The organism is Caulobacter sp. NIBR1757, from assembly GCF_027912495.1.
Classification (GTDB): Bacteria; Pseudomonadota; Alphaproteobacteria; order Caulobacterales; family Caulobacteraceae; genus Caulobacter.
On sequence record NZ_CP115463.1, the window covers coordinates 2,592,094 to 2,611,086 of the forward strand.

Annotated in this window: 21 protein-coding genes; 6 read left to right on the forward strand and 15 right to left on the reverse strand. The window is 67.9% G+C overall.

Translation table 11 applies throughout. The annotated features are described in order from the left end of the window. Window positions 1-122 precede the first annotated feature (122 nt). From O5I81_RS12780 to O5I81_RS12790, 3 genes are read left to right on the forward strand one after another with little or no spacing between them, the layout of a single operon-like run. A complete protein-coding gene (locus tag O5I81_RS12780; RefSeq protein WP_271065264.1) occupies window positions 123-1,337 on the forward strand; it encodes an acyltransferase family protein in 1,215 nt (404 codons plus the stop codon). Next, complete coding sequence (locus O5I81_RS12785; RefSeq protein ID WP_271065265.1) at window positions 1,337-1,951, forward strand: hypothetical protein; 615 nt, start codon at window positions 1,337-1,339, stop codon at window positions 1,949-1,951. Before O5I81_RS12780 ends, O5I81_RS12785 begins: the two co-directional genes overlap by 1 nt. After that, a complete protein-coding gene (locus O5I81_RS12790) occupies window positions 1,948-2,247 on the forward strand; it encodes a transcriptional regulator (RefSeq protein WP_271069025.1) in 300 nt (99 codons plus the stop codon). The genes O5I81_RS12785 and O5I81_RS12790 overlap by 4 nt, the downstream gene beginning before the upstream one ends. On the opposite strand, the gene parC is transcribed toward O5I81_RS12790, so the two are convergent. The 8 genes from parC to O5I81_RS12830 form a co-directional block, all read right to left on the reverse strand. Then, window positions 2,244-4,475 carry a DNA topoisomerase IV subunit A gene (parC, locus tag O5I81_RS12795; protein WP_271065266.1) on the reverse strand — a complete coding sequence of 744 codons (2,232 nt, stop codon included), beginning with the start codon at window positions 4,473-4,475 and terminating at the stop codon, window positions 2,244-2,246. The genes O5I81_RS12790 and parC overlap by 4 nt on opposite strands. A gap of 57 nt (window positions 4,476-4,532) precedes the next feature. Further along, window positions 4,533-5,264, reverse strand: a complete 732-nt coding sequence (recO, locus tag O5I81_RS12800) for a DNA repair protein RecO (protein WP_271065267.1) — start codon at window positions 5,262-5,264, stop codon at window positions 4,533-4,535. Beyond that, complete coding sequence (locus O5I81_RS12805; protein WP_271065268.1) at window positions 5,264-5,779, reverse strand: nuclear transport factor 2 family protein; 516 nt, start codon at window positions 5,777-5,779, stop codon at window positions 5,264-5,266. Before O5I81_RS12805 ends, recO begins: the two co-directional genes overlap by 1 nt. Window positions 5,780-5,929: 150 nt before the next feature. After that, entirely contained in the window at window positions 5,930-6,862 is a 933-nt protein-coding gene (gene era / locus O5I81_RS12810; RefSeq protein WP_271065269.1) for a GTPase Era, read from the reverse strand. Then, window positions 6,859-7,557 carry a ribonuclease III gene (gene rnc, locus O5I81_RS12815; RefSeq protein ID WP_271065270.1) on the reverse strand — a complete coding sequence of 233 codons (699 nt, stop codon included), beginning with the start codon at window positions 7,555-7,557 and terminating at the stop codon, window positions 6,859-6,861. The genes era and rnc overlap by 4 nt, the downstream gene beginning before the upstream one ends. A gap of 13 nt (window positions 7,558-7,570) precedes the next feature. Then, window positions 7,571-8,404 carry a signal peptidase I gene (gene lepB, locus O5I81_RS12820; RefSeq protein WP_271065271.1) on the reverse strand — a complete coding sequence of 278 codons (834 nt, stop codon included), beginning with the start codon at window positions 8,402-8,404 and terminating at the stop codon, window positions 7,571-7,573. 305 nt (window positions 8,405-8,709) lie between these two features. Next, complete coding sequence (acpS, locus tag O5I81_RS12825) at window positions 8,710-9,123, reverse strand: holo-ACP synthase (RefSeq protein WP_271065272.1); 414 nt, start codon at window positions 9,121-9,123, stop codon at window positions 8,710-8,712. Then, window positions 9,120-9,884 carry a pyridoxine 5'-phosphate synthase gene (locus O5I81_RS12830; RefSeq protein WP_271069026.1) on the reverse strand — a complete coding sequence of 255 codons (765 nt, stop codon included), beginning with the start codon at window positions 9,882-9,884 and terminating at the stop codon, window positions 9,120-9,122. Before O5I81_RS12830 ends, acpS begins: the two co-directional genes overlap by 4 nt. 179 nt (window positions 9,885-10,063) lie before the next feature. On the opposite strand from O5I81_RS12830, the gene O5I81_RS12835 reads away from it, so the two are divergent. Beyond that, complete coding sequence (locus O5I81_RS12835) at window positions 10,064-10,534, forward strand: VOC family protein (protein ID WP_271065273.1); 471 nt, start codon at window positions 10,064-10,066, stop codon at window positions 10,532-10,534. Window positions 10,535-10,697: 163 nt separating this feature from the next. On the opposite strand, the gene pyrE is transcribed toward O5I81_RS12835, so the two are convergent. From pyrE to O5I81_RS12855, 4 genes are all read right to left on the reverse strand, one after another. Continuing rightward, window positions 10,698-11,282: an orotate phosphoribosyltransferase gene (pyrE, locus tag O5I81_RS12840; RefSeq protein WP_271065274.1), complete on the reverse strand. Its 585-nt coding sequence runs from the start codon at window positions 11,280-11,282 to the stop codon at window positions 10,698-10,700. A 42-nt stretch (window positions 11,283-11,324) separates the two neighbouring features. Further along, window positions 11,325-11,759: a hypothetical protein gene (locus O5I81_RS12845; protein ID WP_271065275.1), complete on the reverse strand. Its 435-nt coding sequence runs from the start codon at window positions 11,757-11,759 to the stop codon at window positions 11,325-11,327. Window positions 11,760-11,776: 17 nt separating this feature from the next. Next, window positions 11,777-12,808 (reverse strand): amidohydrolase family protein, encoded by a 1,032-nt coding sequence (locus O5I81_RS12850; RefSeq protein WP_271065276.1) that lies wholly within the window; start codon window positions 12,806-12,808, stop codon window positions 11,777-11,779. 161 nt (window positions 12,809-12,969) lie between these two features. Then, the gene (locus O5I81_RS12855; RefSeq protein WP_271065277.1) at window positions 12,970-14,205 is read right to left on the reverse strand and encodes an acyl-CoA dehydrogenase family protein; all 1,236 of its coding nucleotides are present in this window, start codon (window positions 14,203-14,205) and stop codon (window positions 12,970-12,972) included. Window positions 14,206-14,358: 153 nt separating this feature from the next. Here O5I81_RS12855 and O5I81_RS12860 point away from each other — a divergent pair, with 153 nt between their 5' ends. Beyond that, window positions 14,359-14,724, forward strand: coding sequence for a hypothetical protein (locus O5I81_RS12860; protein ID WP_271065278.1), 366 nt, complete (start codon window positions 14,359-14,361; stop codon window positions 14,722-14,724). On the opposite strand, the gene O5I81_RS12865 is transcribed toward O5I81_RS12860, so the two are convergent. Continuing rightward, window positions 14,675-15,241: an AAA family ATPase gene (locus tag O5I81_RS12865; RefSeq protein WP_271065279.1), complete on the reverse strand. Its 567-nt coding sequence runs from the start codon at window positions 15,239-15,241 to the stop codon at window positions 14,675-14,677. The two genes, O5I81_RS12860 and O5I81_RS12865, sit on opposite strands and share 50 nt — an antisense overlap. 32 nt (window positions 15,242-15,273) lie before the next feature. Here O5I81_RS12865 and O5I81_RS12870 point away from each other — a divergent pair, with 32 nt between their 5' ends. Further along, window positions 15,274-16,260, forward strand: a complete 987-nt coding sequence (locus O5I81_RS12870; RefSeq protein ID WP_271065280.1) for a phytanoyl-CoA dioxygenase family protein — start codon at window positions 15,274-15,276, stop codon at window positions 16,258-16,260. Between the two features lie 59 nt (window positions 16,261-16,319). Here O5I81_RS12870 and O5I81_RS12875 read toward each other — a convergent pair whose 3' ends face one another. After that, the gene (locus O5I81_RS12875; protein WP_271065281.1) at window positions 16,320-18,485 is read right to left on the reverse strand and encodes a bifunctional (p)ppGpp synthetase/guanosine-3',5'-bis(diphosphate) 3'-pyrophosphohydrolase; all 2,166 of its coding nucleotides are present in this window, start codon (window positions 18,483-18,485) and stop codon (window positions 16,320-16,322) included. Between the two features lie 119 nt (window positions 18,486-18,604). Further along, the gene (gene rpoZ, locus O5I81_RS12880) at window positions 18,605-18,964 is read right to left on the reverse strand and encodes a DNA-directed RNA polymerase subunit omega (protein ID WP_271065282.1); all 360 of its coding nucleotides are present in this window, start codon (window positions 18,962-18,964) and stop codon (window positions 18,605-18,607) included. Window positions 18,965-18,993: the final 29 nt, after the last annotated feature.

The following is an 18,993-nucleotide window of genomic DNA, read 5'->3' on the forward strand; positions in this document are numbered from 1 at the left end:
AGAGTAACCACCGTTCAGGATGCGGCAAGAGGCCAAGGCGTCAGCAGACCGGTTTACATTTTAAACTTGTCTGCTAGAAGCCTGTTATACGACGCCGGAGGGGCGTCCCTGGAGTTTTCGCTATGACCCCGGCGCCGACCGAACGCCTGCACGCCCTGGACGCCGTCCGGGGGTTTGCCCTGCTGCTGGGTGTGGCCTTCCACGCCAGCATGTCCTTCCTGCCCGGGCCGCAGGCCTGGATCGTCATGGACGAGCAGCGCAGCGAGGTGATGGCCGTGACCTTCTTCACCCTCCACATCTTCCGAATGACCGTCTTCTTCCTGATCGCCGGATACTTCGGCCGCCTGCTGCTGGAGCGGCGGGGGGGCGGCGGCTTCATCGTCGACCGGCTGAAGCGGATCGCCGCGCCGCTGGCCATCTTCTGGCCTATGGTGCTGACGGGCATCATCGCGGTGCTGGTCTGGAACACCATCGAGACGATGGGCGGAATCCCAAAGAACGCGCCGCCGCCCCCGGCCATCACGCCGACCGCGTTTCCTCTGACCCACCTGTGGTTCCTGTGGGTGCTGCTGCTCCTCTACCCGGCCATGCTGATCCTGCGCGGCGTCGGCAAGCTGCTGGACCGCGGTGGTCATGTGGCGCGGCTGGTCGATGGCCTGATCCGTTTCCTGACCCACAGCATCGTCGGACCTGTGCTGCTCGCCGCGCCGGTCGCCCTGGCCCTGTGGTTGAAGCCGGACCTGATGGCCTGGGTCGGCATTCCGACCCCGGACCAGTCGCTGATCCCCGGCCCCATCGCCGCCACCGCCTACGGCATCGCCTTCACCTTCGGCTGGCTGCTGCAGCGGCAGGACGGCCTGATCCAGGCCTTCACCCGCCGCTGGGCCCTGCACCTGCTCGTCGCCATCGGCGCGACCGCGGCCGCCTACCTGATGGTCCGGGGCACGCCCATCTTCGCCAGGATCAGCGACGAGGGCATGCGGGCCGGCTTCTGCGCCCTCTACGCCCTGGCCATCTGGACCTGGACGTTCGGCCTGATCGGCGCTGCCCTGACCTTCCTGTCCGGCCACAGCCCGGTCCGGCGCTACATCGCCGACGCCAGCTATTGGATCTACATCGTCCACATTCCGCTGGTCATGGCCCTGCAGGTGCTCCTGCGCGATGCGCCCCTGGCCTGGCCGATCAAGTACGGCCTGGTCCTGCTCGGTACGCTCGTCCCCGCTCTGATCACCTACGAGCTGCTGGTCCGCCACACCCACCTGGGCTGGCTGCTCAATGGACGCCGCATCCCGTGGCGTGCGAAGCCTCAGGTCCAAACTCAGGAAGGAATCGCCTGATGACCGACACCGAATCCGCCCGCGAGGACCTCGCCTATCTGAAGACCCTGATCGGGCGTGACGACGCCGGAGAGGTCTGGCGCTTCACCGGGCGGTTGTTCGCCGCCGGCGGCTTTCTCTACGGCCTGCAGTGTCTGTTCCACGGGGCCCAGATCCTGGGCTTCAACCCGCCGGGGCCGATCACCCTGCTGTTCGTCGCCGGCCCGACGGTGCTGTTCCTGATCTACCTGACCATCTCCATCATCCGGGTCGGCAAGGACCTCAAGCCGCAGGGCACGACAGGGCGCGCCGTCTCGGCCTTCTTCAGCGCCACCGGCATGATCAACCTGGTGTTCCTGGTCATCTTCCTGCCGCCCTACCTCCAGTCGGGCGACTTCCGGATCTGGCTGTTCTACCCCGCGGTGGTCTTCGCCGTGCTGGGCGGCGCCTGGTACGCCGCCTGGCAAATGCGCAAGAAGCTCTGGATGCTCGGTACGGCGCTCGGCTGGATGGTCAGCGCCGCCGCGATGGGCCTGACCCGTGGCCAGGTCGTCTATATCCTCATCTGCGGCCTGTGCCTGTTCCTGTTCATGATGCTGCCTGGCATCGCCATGGCGCGGGGCAAGGGCGCCTGATGGCGAAGTTCGACATCGGCGGCATCGACGAGGTCATCCACGGGCGCCTGCGCCTGGGGATCATGGCCTATCTCGCCGACGCCGAGGTCGCCGACTTCACCGAGCTCAAGACGGTGCTGGAGGCGACGCAGGGCAACCTGTCGATTCACCTGCGCAAGCTGCAGGACGCCGGCTATGTGGCCATCGAGAAGAGCTTCGTGGGCCTCAAGCCCCTGACCCAGGCCCGGATCACGCCCGACGGCCGGGCGGCCTTCGGGCGCTATCTGGAGGCGATGAGCAGGCTGGTCGGCGGTTAGCGCGGCCGGAACTTTTTGCTGGTCGGGAAGCCCTTTGGCGCCAGCTTGCCAGCGCCCGCCCGGCGGCCGACCCAGTCCTTCCAGTCGGGCCAGTCGCGGTTGCGGCCGCCGGCATCGATCCAGGCGGCGCCGGTCTCGGCGTTGAAGACCATGGCGTCGCGCAGGCCGCCCTCGCGGTAGGACTGCAGCTTGACGCCCTTGCCGCGCGGCATTTCCGGAAGCTCTTCAAGCGGATAGATCAGGATCTTGCCGTTGTCGCCAACCACCGCCATCTGGTCGCCGGTCACTTCCAGCGAGACCACGGCGGTTCCGTTCAGTACCTGCTTGCCGGCCCGGCGGAAGGCTAGCGCCTCGTCCTCGGGCATGACGAAGCCATAGCCTTCCTTCGAGGCCAGGATGCGCTTGCGGCCTGCCTTGTGCGGGAAGACGTCGATGATCTTCACCTTGTCGTCGAGGTCGACCATCAGCCGCAGCGGCTCGCCATGGCCGCGAGCGCTCGGCAGCTTGGAGCAGTCGAGGGTAAAGAAGCGGCCATCGGAGGCGAAGATCAGCAGCTTGTCGGTGGTCTCGGCCGGGACCAGGAAGCCGAGCTTGTCGCCCTCCTTGAACTTCAGTTCCGAGGGGTCCTCGACCCGGCCCTTGGCGGCGCGGATCCAGCCCTTGTCCGACAGGATGACGGTGATCGGCTCGCGCGGGATGAAGGCTTCGGAGGCGGCCTCGATGTCGATGGTCGGGGCTTCGGCGAAGTCCGACCGGCGGCGGCCGACCTCGGTGCCGACCCCGACGACGTCGCGCATGGCGGCGAGGCCCGCGCCGACCAGCTTCCACTGCTGGGCGTCGGAGGCCAGCATCGAGACGATGCCATCCCGCTCCTCGGCCAGCTCGGCGTGCTCGCGGCGGATCTCCATCTCCTCCAGCCGGGCCAGCTGGCGCAGGCGGGTGTTGAGGATGGCGTCGGCCTGGATCTCGGAGAGGTCGAAGGCGGCGATCAGCTTCTGCTTCGGCTCGTCCTCGTAGCGGACGATGCGGATCACCTCATCGAGGTTGAGATAGGCGATCAGCAGGCCATCCAGGACGTGCAGCCGGGCCTCGATCTTTTCCAGCCGGAAGCGGGCCCGGCGGATCAGCACCTCGCGGCGGTGATCGAGGAAGGCCTTGAGGATCGCCTTGAGGCCCATGACCTTCGGGGTGCCGCGATCCAGAACGTTCATGTTGACCGGGAAGCGGACCTCCAGGTCGGAGAGCTTGAACAGGCTCTCCATCAGGACTTCGGGTTCGACGTTGCGGGTCTTGGGCTCGAGGACGAGGCGCACGTCCTCGGCGCTCTCGTCGCGGACATCGCCGAGCAGCGGGGCCTTCTTGTTCTCGATCAGCTCGGCCAGGCCCTCGACCAGTTCGGCCTTCTTGACCTGATACGGCACCTCGGTGACGACGATCAGATAGGTGCCCCGGCCGGTCTCTTCCTTGTGCCAGCGGGCCCGCAGGCGCACGCCGCCGCGGCCGGTCTCGAAGGTTTCCAGCAGACTATGCTGAGGCTCGACGATGATGCCGCCGGTCGGGAAGTCGGGCCCCTTCACGCGCTCCATCAGGTCGGCGGTGGTGGCTTCGGGGCGTTGCAGCAGCAGCAGGCAGGCGTCAATCAGCTCGCCGGCGTTGTGCGGCGGGATCGAGGTGGCCATGCCGACGGCGATGCCGCTGGAGCCGTTGGCCAGCAGGTTCGGGAAGCCGGCGGGCAGGACGACCGGCTCTTCGTCCTGGCCGTCGTAGGTCGGTTTGAAATCGACGGCGTTCTCGTCGAGGCCGTCGAGCAGCACCGAGGCGGCCTGCGTCATCCGGCATTCGGTGTAGCGCATGGCGGCGGCGTTATCGCCGTCGATGTTGCCGAAGTTGCCCTGGCCGTCGACCAGCGGGTAGCGCTGGCTGAAGTCCTGGGCCAGGCGCACTAACGCGTCATAGATGGCCTGGTCGCCGTGGGGGTGGAAGTTACCCATCACCTCCCCGACCACCTTTGCGCACTTGCGGGCGGCGGCGCCGGGGTTCAGGCGCATTTCGTGCAGCGCATAGAGGATGCGGCGGTGAACGGGCTTCAGGCCATCGCGCACGTCGGGCAGGGCCCGGCCGGTGATGGTCGACAGGGCGTAGGCCAGATAGCGCCGCGAGAGGGCCTCGGTCAGCGGTTCGTCGAGGATACGGTCGCCGTCACCGGGCGGAGGGGTGTGAACAGTCATATCGGTCCAGAATCAGTCGGACTTACCTTAGGGCCCCGGCCCGCGCGGGGGGAGGCTTCATAGCCGTCCAGCGTCGGAGAGTCGCTCCAAAAGCCAGACGCGGGCGGGGGGCAGCGGCTTGTTGAGCGGCCCGAAGACATACTGCTCGAGGAAGTGGCCGGTCAGGTCGAAGCCGGCGCGGATGTCGCCCTCGCCCAGGCCGTTGCGCGGCGACAGCATGAAGGGCGGCAGGGGCAGCAGGCGGTCGGCGTAGGGCTCGCCCGCCGCCCGGGATACGGCGCGGCCGGTGCGCGGGCTGACCCAGACCAGATCCTCGGTGACCCCGGTCGAGGCGCATTTGGTCAGGTCGAGGGCGAAACCCATCTCGCTGAGCAGGCCGGCCTCGAACTGCACGAAGACGGCGGGCCAGACGTCGGGGATGGCCAGAGCGCCGATCAGGGCGTCGAAGGCGTGGAAGGCGCCGGGATGCGGCTCGCGCTCGGGCAGGGCGCCGGCCGCCACGGCGGCGGCGGCGGCGAGGCCTGACAGGGCCAGGCGATCGTCGAACAGTTCGGATGGCCCCTCCCCGATCGGCTCGATGCGAGCCGAGCCCAGTTGGCCCTCGACGCGGGCATGGTAGGCGGCCAGGACCTTGGCGCCGGGTTGCAGGACTGACTTCAGGCGGCGGGACGAGCCGCCGGCGACATGGGCCGCCTGGCGGCCGTGGCGCTCGGTCAGCAGATCGACGATGGCGCCGGACTCGCCATGCGGCCGAGCCGACAGGATGTAGCCTTCATCTTCCCATTCCATCACTTGGGCGCTTTGGCCTTGGCCTCGAACGCCTTGATCTGGTCCGTGAAGCCGTGAGCCAGGTCGTTGGGCATCGGGAAGGTCAGGGCGTATTGCGCCACCTTCCACTGGCCGTCTTCCAGCACCATAACGCCGGTGCCGCGGCTGGTGCCGTAGCTTTCGCTGTCGAGCAGTTCGTCGAACCAGGCGATGCATCGGCACGGATTTTCGGTGACGACGACGTGCCGTTCACGGGGCTTGTAGGTCCAGCCCTTGCCCTTGGCGAAGTAGGGCTCGGCGTAGGCGCGGAACTGGCTGATCGTCCAGCGTTCGGCCGCGTCGGTGCCGATATAGATGGCGTCCCTGGAATAGAGGGCGAAGTAGCGTTTGCCGTCGGCCTTCGCCGCCGCCTCGTGCAGGCTGTCGAGCGTGACGTTGATCGCCCGTTCGGCGCCACTCGGCTGTGCAAAAGCTGGCGTCGCCGGCAGGGCGAGGATCAGGAGCGCGAGGCGCAGGGGACGGGTTGTCCGGGTCATCATTGTTTCAGCATGGGGCGCCAGCGGCGGGCGGACAACCTGTCCCCGATCAGGTGCGATCGGCGACGGCGGACGGTCGGGGACAGGTTGTCCGGGACGCATTCGCGCAAGTGCGGGCGCAGCGCTGATACGGACAACCAGTCCCCTGCACTAAACGTCGAAATCCAGGCCCATGGCCGAATAGGCTTCGCGTTCCTCGGCCCAGTTCTCGCGAACCCGGACGTGGAGGAACAGGTGGACTTTTCGTTCGAACAGTTCGGCCAGTTCCTCGCGGCTCTTCTGGCCGATCCACTTCAGCGTCTGGCCGTTGTTGCCGATGACGATGGCCCGCTGGCCCTCGCGTTCGACGAAGATGGTCTGTTCGATGCGGACCGAGCCGTCGCGCTTTTCCTCGAAGGCGACCGTATCGACACTCGCGGCGTAGGGCAGTTCCTCGTGGACGCGCAGGTAGAGCTTCTCGCGGGTGATCTCGGCGGCCAGCAGGCGGGCCGGGATGTCGGCGGTCTGGTCTTCCGGGTAGAGCCAGGGGCCTTCCGGCATCAGTTCGGCCATGCGGGCCTTCAGGTCGTCGACGCCGTTGCCGTCGGCGGCGCTGATCATGAAGACCTCGGTGTAGACGCCAGTCTCGAACAGGGCCTGGGAGACGGCCAGCAGCCGCTCGCGCTTGACGCCGTCGATCTTGTTGAGCGCCAGGATGACCTTCTTCTTCGAGCCCTGCAGGTTCTCGATGATGGTCTGGACGTCGATGACGCCGCGCTTGTCGGCGGGCTTGGCGCTGCCGTCCTGGACCGCGAGCTCGGCCTGGACATCGACGAGGTGGACAACGGCGTCGGCGTCGTCGGCCCCGGCCCAGGCGCTGCGGACCATGGCGCGGTCCAACTTGCGGCGGGGGGTGAAGATGCCGGGGGTGTCGAGCAGGATGATCTGCGCCTCGCCGGCCATGGCGACGCCGCGCACCGGGAAGCGCGTGGTCTGCACCTTCTGGGTGACGATGGACACCTTCGCGCCAACCAGCCGGTTGGTGAGGGTGGACTTGCCAGCGTTGGGCGCGCCGATGATGGCGACGAAACCTGCCCGGGTCATGCTTTGCCTTCCTGTTTCAGCAGCATGATCAACGCCGCAGCCTTTTCCGCTTCTCGCCTGGACCCACCCTCCCCGCGTTCGCTCTCATAGCCCCTGACCGACACCTCGACAATGAAGCGCGGCGCATGGGCCGGTCCCGACTGGTCGACGACCGTGTAGGTCGGGATCGGCAGGCGCAGGCCCATGGCCCATTCCTGCAGCCGGGTCTTGGCGTCCTTGGAGCGCGGGGCTTCCAGATGGTCGAACTCGTCGCCCCAGGCGGCGAGGAAGAAGGACCGGGCGGTTTCCAGCCCGCCGTCGATGTAGATGGCCGCCATCAGGGCCTCGACGGCGTCGCCCAGGGCCCCGTCGTTGTCGCGCACGCCCATCTTGGTGGCCGAGCCGCTCATCCGCAGGGCCACGCCCAGTTCAAGCCGGCGACCGACGCGGGCGCAGGCCTTGCCGTTGACGAGGTTGGCCAGCCGCGGGCTGAGCTCGCCCTCCTTGGCCTCCGGATAGAGGGCCAGCAGGCGTTCGGTGGCCAGCAGGCCCAGCACCCGGTCGCCGAGGAACTCCAGCCGCTCGTTATGGCGCACCTTGATGGCGCCATCGCCGACCGACGAGTGGGTCAGGGCGCGCTCGAGCAACTCGCGGTCGGCGAAGGTGTGGCCGATGCGGCGTTCGAGCGCCTCTACGGCCAGGACCCGGGCGTTCATTTCAGCCCGTTCCTCACTTGAGAATGCGGAAGAACCGGCTCGGACGGGCTTCGGTGAACCAGGTCCAGGGCTTGAACAGGGCGGCGCCCTCATGGTGTTTGCCGGTGTCGAAGGGCTCGGACGGCGGGTACCAGCTGAGCAGGATGATCTGGGCCTTGCCGACCAGGTTCTCGGCCGGCACGAAGCCGACGCCGCCCGACCGGGGCGCGGCATAGTTGGGCTCGACGCGGCTATCCAGCGAGTTGTCGCGGTTATCGCCCATCATGAAATAGTGGCCCTGGGGCACCAGGAAGACGCCGGTGTTGTTGACATAGCCGTACTCGGCCCCGGCGTAGGTGACGTAGGTCTTGTTGTCGTAGCTGGTTTCCTGGCGGCGGACGCGGTCCATGTCGGCGGCGTCGTCGCGGGTGACCTGGACGTTGGGCAGCGGCTTTTCGTTGACGTACAGCACCCCGCCCCGGACCTGGATGCGATCGCCCGGCAGGCCGATGACCCGCTTGATGTAGTCGGTCTTGTTGTCGGCCGGCAGCTTGAAGACGACGATGTCGCCGCGCTTGGCCTTGGAGCCGAAGATGCGGCCCTTGAACAGCGGCGGGCTCAGCGGGATCGAGTGCTTGGAGTAGCCGTAGGAGAACTTGTTGACGATGATGTAGTCGCCGTGGAGCAGGTTCGGCTCCATGCTGTCCGACGGGATGGTGAAGGGCTGGAACAGGAAGACCCGCAGCACCAGCGCGATGAGCAGCGCATAGGCCACCGTCTTGGCGATCTCGATGACCTCCTGGACGAAGGTCGGCGGCGGAGTGTCACTCGGCTCGATGGGGCCGTCTGTCACGGTGGCGTCGGTCATCGGCGCGTGATTCTCTTGAAAGACCTGGGACGAAAAGCCCAGCGGGACTGGTTAGACGGGGAATATCCCACGGGCAAGCGGCGCGCCTGATAGTTCGCCTTCGTGGCGTAAGTTGGAAGAGGGGCCCGCGGACGCGAAGCGGCGGCCATTATACCGCCTTCCGCACCGAGGAAATAGAAAAAGCTCTTTTTATTCAGATCGTTGCCGGTGTGGCTATGACGGGAAAAGGTCCTGCCGGCAGTGGTGGTCGGGCCGGGCGTCTGTTGGGGGTGGCGCCGGCGCCGTGTGGGTGATTGTGCCGGATTTCACAGGGTTGGGGTTTTCGGCAGCGCCTCGATGATGACGAAGGCCTGGGCATAGGGGTGGTCGTCGGTCAGGGTGACGTGGATGCGGGCTTCCATGCCCTCGGGAATGATCTGGGCGAGCCGTTCCGCCGCCCCGCCAGTCAGGGCCATGGTCGGGGCGCCCGAGCGCAGGTTGACGACGCCCATGTCCTTCCAGTGGACCCCGCGGCGAGGCACGCCGGTGCCCAGCGCCTTGGCGCAGGCCTCCTTGGCGGCGAAGCGTTTGGCGTAGCTGGCGGCGCGGTCCTTGCGGCGGTCGGACTTGGCCTGCTCGATGTCGGTGTAGAGGCGCTGGACGAAGCGATCGCCGAACCGCTCCAGGGTCTTGTCGATGCGGCGGATATCGCAGAGGTCGCTGCCCAGGCCGATGATCACGCGGCCTGCTCCGCCTGCGCGCGGGCGGCGTCCATCAGTCGGCGCATCCGCTGGATAGCCTCGCCCAGGCCGACGAAGATGGCCTCGCCGATCAGGAAGTGGCCGATGTTGAGCTCGGCCAGCTGCGGGATGGCGGCGACGGGACCGACGGTGGCGTAGTCGATGCCGTGGCCGGCGTGGACCTCGAGACCGGCTTGCGCCGCCTGGGCGGCGCCGGCGGTCAGGCGGGCGAGGATGGCGGCGGCGCGCTCGTGCTCGCCGGCCCGGGCGGCGTCGCAGAAGGCGCCGGTGTGCAGTTCGATGACCTGGGCCCCGGCGTCGGCGCTGGCGGCGATCTGGGCCGGGTCGGCTTCGATGAACAGGGAGACGCGGCTGCCGGCGCTCTTGAGGGTCTGGACGGCGTCTCGGACGCGGTTGCCGCCGCGCACCACGTCGAGGCCGCCCTCGGTGGTGACCTCCTCGCGGCGCTCGGGGACCAGGCAGGTCGCGTGCGGCCGGTGGGCCAGGGCGATGGCGACCATGTCGTCGGTGACCGCCATCTCGAAATTCAGCGGCTTGCCGCGCTTGCGGCAGAGGTCGGCCAGGGCGTCGATGTCGGCATCGGAGATGTGGCGGCGGTCCTCGCGCAGGTGGGCGGTGATGCCGTCGGCCCCGGCCAGCAGGGCGATCTCGGCCGCCCGGGTGGGCTCGGGATAGCTGGCCCCCCGCGCGTTGCGGATGGTGGCGACGTGATCGATGTTGACGCCGAGACGCAAAGGTATGGGGCGCAGGGTCATGGGCGGGGGTCCGAAGGGCTGTGCTGTCTACTTAAGACCCCCCTGCCCGCCGGGAAAGGGCGGCGCGGTCACGTTCGGCGACGGATTCTTGCCGGGGGATGTCGGCAACGCCGCCGCCGGACCGTCCTTGGACTGAAAGCGGCCGCCTCAAGGGAGCAGAGACGATGAAGGTCACCCAACATCTGTGGTTCGAGAAGGACATGGAGGCGGCGGTCCGCCTCTACACCGCGCTGATCCCGGGCTCGACGATCAGGGAGACCACGGCGGTCATGGCCGACAATCCCTCGGGTCCGGCCGGCAGCGTCAGGGTCCTCGGCTTCACCCTCGGCGGCCAGAGCTACATGGCCCTCGAGGCCGGGCCGCTCGACCCCTTCAACCACAGCTTCTCGATCATGGTCGAGGTCGAGACGCAGGCCGAGCTCGACCGGCTGTGGGCGGCGCTCGGCGAAGGCGGCGTTCAGGAGCAGTGCGGCTGGCTGAAAGACCGCTGGGGGCTGAGCTGGCAGATCATTCCGGCGCGGTTCCGGGAGCTGATGAGCGATCCGGATCCGGCGGTGATCCGGCGGGTGACCGAGCAGATGATGAAGATGGTGAAGCTGGATATCGCTCCGCTGGAGGCGGCGGCGAAGGGGTAGGCTTCCTCCCCCAACCCGATAGCGCTGTCATCCTCCGGCCGGCGAAGCCGGACCGGGGGACCCAATTGTCCGCGTGAAAACGGCCAGAGAGTCTTTCCAGAGCCGCGCTGGGTCCCCCGGTCCGCTGCGCGGCCGGAGGATGACAGCGGTTAGTTTATGGTCGCTACTTCGACAGCCGCCGGCTGCCGGGGTCCTGCACCGGGATGGCCGCCAGTTCGGGCGGCAGGGCGTCGGCGGGGTAGGCCGGGACGTCGAGGGTGGCCAGCGCGATCAGCGGCACGCCGACGTCGGCCTTGCCGCCGGAGCGATCGACGATGCAGGCGGCGGCGATGACCGTGGCGCCGGCGGCGTTGATGGCGGCGATGCATTCGCGGCTGGAGAGACCGGTGGTGACGATGTCCTCGACCATGACGACCCGGTCGCCCGGCTCGACCTGGAAGCCCCGGCGGAGCTTGAACTCGCCGCCCTCGCGCTCGACGTAGAGGGAGGTGACGCCCAGCTGGCGGGCGGTTTCGTAGCCCGGGATGATGCCGCCGACAGCCGGCGAGATGCAGAGGTCCGGCTTGCCGACCTTTTCCACGATCAGATCGGCCAGGGCCTTGCAGAGCCGGGCGCAGCGGTCCGGCTGGGCGAAGACCAGGTTCTTCTGCAGGAAGACCGGGCTGTGCAGGCCGCTGGAGAGCACGAAGTGGCCTTCGCGCAGGGCGCCGGCGGCGCGGAATTCGTCGAGGACGTCATCGGTGGTCATGGGTTCGCTGTTTAGCAGCGTTCGCGGGCGGAGGAAGGGGCGTCACTCGACTTTGGTCAGCACGCACCGGCCAAGTTCGATCCGCTTGGGTCCATAGGACGGATAGGCGGCCGACCCCATCGAAACGCCTGGTGGATCAGCATAGATCAGCAGCCACCAGTCGACCCTGCTGTCACGGGGCGTGCTGAGTCCTTCCCTCTGCTTGATGTCGAAATGGCCGTGGACGTAGCCGTCGGCCCCGACGCCGTCTCTGGGCGGAAAGCCGCACGGTTCGCCGACAGGGATGCGGAACACATTGCCCTTCTCAATGATCAGCTCGCCGCCATCCGGGCCGCGCCATGTTCCCACCAAGTCTGACATGGTGGGCGACGGTCGGCCGCAATTGATCAGGCAACGCTGGTCGTAGGGCGCCACGGGCCGCCGGTCGCAGCTCGTCAGGATCAGCAGCGCAAAGATGGCGACAGTGCGAACGGTCATGCCGCCAGCATGCCGCCTTAGAGCGCCAGCCGATAGACCTTTGCCGCCGTGCCGCTGAACAGCGCCGTCTTCTCGTCGGCCGAATAGCCCTTGGCGAAGACCTTGAAGGCATTCCAGAGGGTGGCGTAGCTGCAGCTGAGGATGTCGACCGGGAAGTTGCTCTCGAACATGCCGCGGTCCGTCCCGAAGGCCTCGATGCAGGTTTCGAGGTAGGGGCCCCATTCGGCCGCCAGCTGGGTCGAGGGCGCAGGCGGGTCCGACAGGCAGGAGGGGAAGCCCGGGAAGACCATGGCCAGGCCGCCGAGTTTCACCGCGACGTTGGGCAGTTCGGCCAGCTTGCGGATGTTGGCGCGCCAGATGTCGAAGCGCTCCTCGCGGCGGCCCGTGTAGCTGGCGATGCCGAGCGGGGTGCCGACGTGGTCGAGGACGATCTGGGTGTCCGGGAAGGCGCGGGCCAGGTCGATGAGGTCGGGGAGTTGCGGCTCCAGAAGCCAGGCGTCGAAGGAGAGGCCGAGGGGGGCCAGCTGGGCGAAGCCTTCGCGGAAGGTCCTGTCGAGGTAGAGGCCGGCGGGCTGGCGGACCAGAGGACCCAGAACGCCGCTGTCGGGGTCGTGGCTGGCGCTGTGGCGGATGCCGCGGAAGCGCGGGCTGGCGGCGATTTCGGCTTCCAGCGTCTCGCGGGCGGCGGCGCCGCGCGTCAGGTCGGCGTGGCCGACGATGCCGGCGTTCGGCTTGGCGGTTCCGTAGACGCCGCTGTCGGCGATGGCGGCCAGGCCATTGACGGCCTCGATCTCGCCGACCGGTTTCAGATGGGCCGGGCCGTCCGGTCGATAGAAAGCGCCGCACTCCATGTAGACGGTGGCGACGACGTTATGGCCGCTGCCCATGTCGGCGAGCAGCTCGTCGAGCAGATAGCGGGGGACCCGGCGGATGATCTGCTCGAAGCCGTGGGTCGGCGGCGGCAGGACCGGCAGCAGGGCCGTGCGGTCCCACAGGTGGTGGTGCGGATCGATGATCGGCAGGTCGGGGTCGAGGATGGGTTCGGGCATGTCCGGACTCCGTGAGGAAACACAAAAAATCCGATCATCCCGACGAAAGTCGGGACCCAGTGTCCACCAGCCCTGCAGAACTAGCGCAAGTCAGAGCGAACCCTTACGCGACTTGCCAGCTGGGTCCCGACTTTCGTCGGGATGATCGGAATATTGGGGCGCTACAGAATATCCCCACCCGCCGCCGCGGCCGTCGTGCCGTCGCGCTCGAACGCCTTGATGACGTTGCGGCCGACGGTCCAGCGGTGCACCTCGTCCGGCCCGTCGACCAGCCGTTGCGAGCGGATGTGGGTGTACCAGCGGGCCAGCGGGGTGTCGGTGGAGTAGCCGAGGGCGCCGTGCAGCTGGATCGCCGTATCGACCACCTTGTGCACCATGTGGGCCAGGAAGACCTTGGCGATCGAGTTTTCCTGGCGGAGGTCCATGCCCTTCTCGGCCTTGTAGGCGATGTGGATCAGCATCAGCCGGGCCATGTAGAGCTCGCTGGCGCAGTCGGCCAGCATCCACTGGACGCCCTGGCGGTCCTTCAGCTTGCGGCCGAAGGTCTCCCGCGTCGTGACGTGCTCGGTGGCCATGTCGAGGGCGCGCTGGGCCATGGCGACGTTGTGCATGCCGTGGCGCAGGCGGCCGTAGGCCAGGCGGTGCTGGCCCATGTTGAAGCCCTGCCCTTCCCCGCCGAGCAGGTTCTCGGCCGGCACGACCAGGTTCTCGATGGCGATCTCGCTGTGGCCGCCGCCCATGATGTGGCTGAGCGGGCCTTCGGCGGCCATGGTGCCGATGTCGCGGATGATGCGGTAGCCGGGGTCGGGCAGCTCGACGATGAAGGTCGAGAAGCGCTGGTGGCGGGGCGCGTCGGGGTCGGTCTTGGCCATGACCACGGCGATGTCGGCGGCGCTGGCGGCGCTGCTGAACCACTTTTCGCCGTTGAGGATGTAGTTGGAATTGCCGTCCTTGACGGCCGTGGTCTGCATGCCGGTGGCGTCGGCGCCGGCGGCCTTCTCGGTCATCGAGTAGCAGACGCGCTTGTCGCCGTTCAGCAGCGGCTTGAGGAACTTCTCCTTCTGGTACTCGGTGCCGTGGGCCAGCAGGGTCAGCATGGTGGCGTCGTCCGGCCCCTGGCTGTTCATGCTCAGCGCCCCCAGGTGGCTCTTGCCGAGCTCCATCTGGACCAGGGCGTTGGCCAGCGGGCCGAGGCCCATGCCGCCGTATTCGGTCGGGATGAAGGGCAGCCACAGGCCCTGGGCCCGGGCCTTGCTGCGCAGGTCGGCGAGGACCGACTTGTAGCTGTCCGTGTCGTGAATAAGCTTCTCGGCCGGGATGCATTCATCGGCGACCCACTGACGGACCTTTTCACGGACTGCCTTGGCTTCCGCCGGGATTTCGAAGTCGATGGCCATGACCTGTGTTTCCTCGAGTGATTGTTCTTTTCTTGGTTCAAACAATCGTTCGATACCCTTGCGTGACGCAAGCGGAAACCGCCGGCCCCCTGATTTTGGGCATGCGCTCGCCGCCAGGACGCCGACATTGGCCCCCTGTTTCAGGAGGTATCCATGCGCGCTTTTTCCCTCGCCGCCGGTTGCGCGGCCCTGCTTGTCGCCAGCGCCGCCTTTGCCCAGGGCGGGCCGATGTCCGTTGGCCTGCCGAGCGCGCCGGCGGACCTGTCCATGCACTGCGCCGCGGCGGTCTCGGCCGAGCTGTACCTGGTGGAGGAAGAGGACCGGGAGACCGGCTTTGACAAGCCCGAGCTGGCCGGCGCCATGGAGGCCTGGGTCAAGGACGCCGCCGCAAAGAAGGGCCTGAGCGTCGCTGCGATGACCAGCGACAAGGGCTTCCTGGCGGTCACCGAGGACATGACCTGGAAGGATGCTATCCGCACGGCCCAGGTGCGCTGGTGCCTGGCGCGGACGCCGCGCTAGGCAGGATCGCCAGCACCCGCGCCACCCGGTCACGGGCCGAGGCCGGGGGCACGTCGATGAGGTCGAAACCGAGTTCGGCGTAGACCTGCCGGTGCAGGGCGCCGAAGCGCCGCGCGTCTTCGAGCGTGATCCGGCGAGCGGCGGTGTTGATGATGGTCGGCAGGCCTTCGACGAAGAAGACGCGAGGGTCGTAGCGCTCGCGGGCGGCCTCGGCGGCGGCCTGCAGGCCGGGCAATGGGACGCGGCCGAGAAATCGGGCCAGGGCCAGCGTGCAGACCGGCGAACGGTCGAAGATCACCGGGCCGGCCGGCGCCCTCGCCGCCCGTTGCTGCTGAAGGTCGAGGATGGTGTCGGTGAAGTCCGGCCGCTCCCACGGTGCGTCGTCGCCGTTCGCCTGGGCCCAGGCGATGACGTCGGTGGCGGCCTCCTCGACCACGGCGAGGCCGGCGCGTTCGAGGCCCCGCAGGATCACGGTTTTGCCGGCCCCCGGGGGGCCTGTCAGGATGTGGCGGGTCATGTAGAAGCTCCTGGTGCGGGGAGTGTTGCTTGATGTGCCGGATCGAGACCAGCGGCCTGGACGGCGTGAAGGGTTTGCGGACCTATCTCGATGACCGGCTGGCCGGGGTGGGCATGGGGCGAGGCCGCTCCGCCAGGCTGCTGCTCGATACGCTGGGGTTGGGTCTCGAGCAGACCCTGACCTTCATCGGCCGGGAGCGGCCCGACTATGACCGCTTCGTCGACTGGATTCTGTCAACCGCCGGCCCGCCGGATCCGCTGCGGGTCATGCGCTTCAACGCCTGGACCGACCGCGCCCCGCCGCCGGCCCCCGTCCGCGCCTGGCTGGACGGCATCGAGGCCATGGATCCGGTGCTGGACGCCGACGACCTCGATCACTGGGAGGCCGAGGGCTACGTCATCCTGCCAGGGGCGATTTCGAGGGCCGAGGCGGCGGCTGTCGAAGCCCTGATCTGGCGAGAGGCAGGCGCCGATCCGGACAGGCCGGACAGCTGGTACGGCCCCAGGACCAACGGCATCATGATCCAGCGCTTCCAGCATCCGTCCATGGAGGCGGCCCGCCGGTCGCCAAGGGTGCACAAGGCCTTCGCCCAGCTGTGGGGCACGGCGGACCTGTGGATGACGACCGACCGGCTCAGCTTCAATCCCCCCTCGACGCAGCGCCAGAGCTATCGGGAACCGGGGCTGCACTGGGATGTCAGCCTGGCCCGGCCGATCCCCTTCGCCACGCAAGGCATCCTCTACCTGACCGACACGGCCGCCGATCAGGGCGCCTTCCGGCTGGTCCCGGGCTTCCACCACCGTCTTGACGCCTGGCTGGACAGTCTGGAGGGCGCTTCGCCGCGGACCGTCAATCTCGACGACCAGGCCCGCCCTGTCGCGGCCAAGGCCGGCGACCTGATCATCTGGCGCAACGATCTGCCGCACGGGGCGAGCCGCAATACCGGCCATCAGCCGCGCATGGCGCAGTATGTGAACATGTATTCGCCGGACCTGGTGACCAACCCGGTCTGGCTCTAGAGTCCTTGTTGGTCGCTCTCGCTGATCGGCCAGGTGAGTCCACCTGGCCGGCGAACGCTCTAGCCCATCGGCCTCTCGGCGCCCTCGACACTCGGGCAGGCCCGCAGCGCCGCGATGATCGTGGTGATGTGGCGGTTGTCCGTTACGTCCAGGTCGACATCGACGTCGAACACATCCTCCTGCCGATGCGTCATCTTCAGGCCGACGATGTTGCCGCCCGCCTCGCCGATGATGGTGCAAACCTCGCCGAGCACGCCGGGGGTGTTGAGGATGGTCACCCGCAGCTTGGCCCGGCTGCTGGTGTTGCGTTCGGCTTCCGGGGTCCAGGCGAGATCCCGCCAGCGGTCGCCCTGGTCCTCGTATTGCGCCAGGGTGCGGCAGTCGATGGTGTGGATGTCCACCTCGTTGACGCCCTCGCGCATGATGCCGACGATGCGGTCGCCGGGCACGGGGGTGCAGCAGGGCATGAAGTGCAGGGTCACGCCGGGGGCGAGACCCGCGCCGCGCACGAAGATGCGGGATTCCTTGCCGTCGTCGATGGCGCGGCGGGCGACGGCGGCGGCGCGGGCGGTGTCGTCCATGCCCGGGAAGACCACCTCCATCACCTGCATCGGGGTGATGCGGCCGCGGCCGATGGCGTCATAGAGGTCGTCGTCGGTCGGCACGTCCAGGCGCTCCAGCGCCGGGCGCAGGGAGACGCCGGTGCGGCTCTTGCCGACCCGCTCGAAGGCCTGGAACAGGGCCGCCTTGCCGAGACGCAGGAACTCTTCCTTCTCGGTCTGGCGGATGTGGCGGCGGATGGCGCTGCGGGCCTTGCCGGTGACCGTCAGGCTGCGCCAGTCGGGCGGCACGGCCGGCTTGGCGCCCTTGATGATCTCGACCACGTCGCCGTTGACCAGCGGGGTGCGCAGGGGCTTCAGCTCGCCGTTGATCTTGGCCCCGATGGTGCTGTCGCCGACATCGGTGTGGACGGCATAGGCGAAGTCCAGCGGCATGGCCCCGCGCGGCAGGCTGACCAGCTTGCCCTTCGGGGTGAAGGCGAAGGTCTGGTCGAGGAACATCTCCAGCTTGGCGTGCTCGACCAGGTCCTCGGCGTCGCCGCCGTGTTCGAGCACGGCGACCAGCTGGCGCAGGTTGGACAGCGGATCGCGGCCGCCCTCGGCCTCCATGTGCTCGGCGTCGAAGCCGTAGGACTTGTTCTTGTAGCGCCAGTGGGCCGCGACGCCGTCCTCGGCCACCCGGTCCATGGCCTCGGTGCGGATCTGCATCTCGATCCGCATGCCCTTGGGGCCGATCACCGTGGTGTGGATCGAGCGGTAGTTGTTGCGCTTGGGGGTCGAGATGAAGTCCTTGAACCGCTCCGGCACGCAGGGCCAGGCGCGGTGGATCAGTCCGAGCGCCCGGTAGCAGTCGGCCTCGGAGTCGACGATGACGCGGAAGGCGTAGATGTCGCTGAGCTGGGAGAAGCCGACCGATTTGCGCTGCAGTTTGCGCCAGATCGAGAAGGGATGCTTCTCGCGGCCGAACACGCGGGTGGCGATGCCGTCGGCCTCCAGCAGGCGGGCGACATCATTGCTGACCGTCATCACCGCCTTGCCCTGCTCGCCGCGCAAGACCTCAAGGCGGCGGATGATTGCGGTGCGGGCCATCGGGTTGAGCTGTTCGAAGGCCAGTTCCTCCAGCTCCGAACAGATGCGGTGACAGCCGATGTTGCGGGCCAGCGGGGCGTAGATTTCCAGCGTCTCGCGGGCGATGCGCTCGCGCTTGGCCGGCTTGGCGATGAAGTGCAGCGTCCGCATGTTGTGCAGACGGTCGGCCAGTTTCACCAGCAGGACGCGGACGTCCTTGGAGATGGCCAGGATGAACTTGCGCAGGTTCTCGGCCTGGCGGGCGTAGTCGGCGGTCAGCTCCAGCTTGGAAAGCTTGGTGACCCCCTCGACCAGCTCGGCGACCTCGGCCCCGAACAGGTTCTCGATGTCCTGGCGCGTCGCCGAGGTGTCCTCGATGACGTCGTGCAGCAGGGCGGTGATGATCGAGGCGGTGTCGAGGCGGTATTCGGTGAGGATGCCGGCGACTTCGACGGGATGGGCGAAATAGGGATCGCCGCTGGCCCGGGTCTGCGATCCGTGCATGCGGACGGCGTAGACATAGGCCTTGTTGAGCAGCGCCTCGTCGGCGTCGGGCTCGTAGGCGCGGACGCGCTCAATGAGCTCGTACTGGCGCATGTATTTGGGCCGGGCGGCGACCTTCTGGGCCGCCGTCGGCTCCGGTGCAGGAGGCGTGGTCGATGGGGAGGCGACCTCTTCGGCCGCCTCCAGAATGAGGGGTTCTGCGCCTTCGGGGCTCAGTACCGCTCCTCCTGACCGCCATCGCGGTCGCTTTGCAGCGCGCGGATCAGTTCCGCCTCGCTCATCTGCATGTGGGTCGGATCCGACAGCAGGGCGACGGTTTCCGCCTCTTCCTCGGCCTCGGTCCGCTCATCGACGCGTTGCAGCGTGGTGATCAGATGTTCCTTCAGGCCCTCGTTATCGACCACGTCATCGGCGATCTCGCGCAGGGCGACGACGGGGTTCTTATCGTTGTCGCGATCGACCATCAGGGCCGCGCCGGCCGAGATGCCCCGGGCGCGATGGGCGGCCAGCAGGACCAGACCAAAGCGGTTGGGAACTTTCTCGATGCAGTCTTCGACGGTGACGCGGGCCATGGATTCTCTCAGCGGTGCCGGTAGGAACC

What these genes read in the sequence shown, in the direction of transcription:
- O5I81_RS12865 (WP_271065279.1), bottom strand. Translation starts at nt 15,241, where the DNA reads ATGACCCGCCACATCCTGACAGGCCCCCCGGGGGCCGGCAAAACCGTG.
- O5I81_RS12855 (WP_271065277.1), bottom strand. Translation starts at nt 14,205, where the DNA reads ATGGCCATCGACTTCGAAATCCCGGCGGAAGCCAAGGCAGTCCGTGAA.
- O5I81_RS12850 (WP_271065276.1), bottom strand. Translation starts at nt 12,808, where the DNA reads ATGCCCGAACCCATCCTCGACCCCGACCTGCCGATCATCGATCCGCAC.
- recO (WP_271065267.1), bottom strand. Translation starts at nt 5,264, where the DNA reads ATGGAATGGGAAGATGAAGGCTACATCCTGTCGGCTCGGCCGCATGGC.
- era (WP_271065269.1), bottom strand. Translation starts at nt 6,862, where the DNA reads ATGACCCGGGCAGGTTTCGTCGCCATCATCGGCGCGCCCAACGCTGGC.
- pyrE (WP_271065274.1), bottom strand. Translation starts at nt 11,282, where the DNA reads ATGACCACCGATGACGTCCTCGACGAATTCCGCGCCGCCGGCGCCCTG.
- O5I81_RS12780 (WP_271065264.1), top strand. Translation starts at nt 123, where the DNA reads ATGACCCCGGCGCCGACCGAACGCCTGCACGCCCTGGACGCCGTCCGG.
- O5I81_RS12835 (WP_271065273.1), top strand. Translation starts at nt 10,064, where the DNA reads ATGAAGGTCACCCAACATCTGTGGTTCGAGAAGGACATGGAGGCGGCG.
- O5I81_RS12860 (WP_271065278.1), top strand. Translation starts at nt 14,359, where the DNA reads ATGCGCGCTTTTTCCCTCGCCGCCGGTTGCGCGGCCCTGCTTGTCGCC.
- parC (WP_271065266.1), bottom strand. Translation starts at nt 4,475, where the DNA reads ATGACTGTTCACACCCCTCCGCCCGGTGACGGCGACCGTATCCTCGAC.
- O5I81_RS12875 (WP_271065281.1), bottom strand. Translation starts at nt 18,485, where the DNA reads ATGCGCCAGTACGAGCTCATTGAGCGCGTCCGCGCCTACGAGCCCGAC.
- O5I81_RS12805 (WP_271065268.1), bottom strand. Translation starts at nt 5,779, where the DNA reads ATGACCCGGACAACCCGTCCCCTGCGCCTCGCGCTCCTGATCCTCGCC.
- O5I81_RS12870 (WP_271065280.1), top strand. Translation starts at nt 15,274, where the DNA reads ATGTGCCGGATCGAGACCAGCGGCCTGGACGGCGTGAAGGGTTTGCGG.
- lepB (WP_271065271.1), bottom strand. Translation starts at nt 8,404, where the DNA reads ATGACCGACGCCACCGTGACAGACGGCCCCATCGAGCCGAGTGACACT.
- rnc (WP_271065270.1), bottom strand. Translation starts at nt 7,557, where the DNA reads ATGAACGCCCGGGTCCTGGCCGTAGAGGCGCTCGAACGCCGCATCGGC.
- rpoZ (WP_271065282.1), bottom strand. Translation starts at nt 18,964, where the DNA reads ATGGCCCGCGTCACCGTCGAAGACTGCATCGAGAAAGTTCCCAACCGC.
- O5I81_RS12845 (WP_271065275.1), bottom strand. Translation starts at nt 11,759, where the DNA reads ATGACCGTTCGCACTGTCGCCATCTTTGCGCTGCTGATCCTGACGAGC.
- O5I81_RS12785 (WP_271065265.1), top strand. Translation starts at nt 1,337, where the DNA reads ATGACCGACACCGAATCCGCCCGCGAGGACCTCGCCTATCTGAAGACC.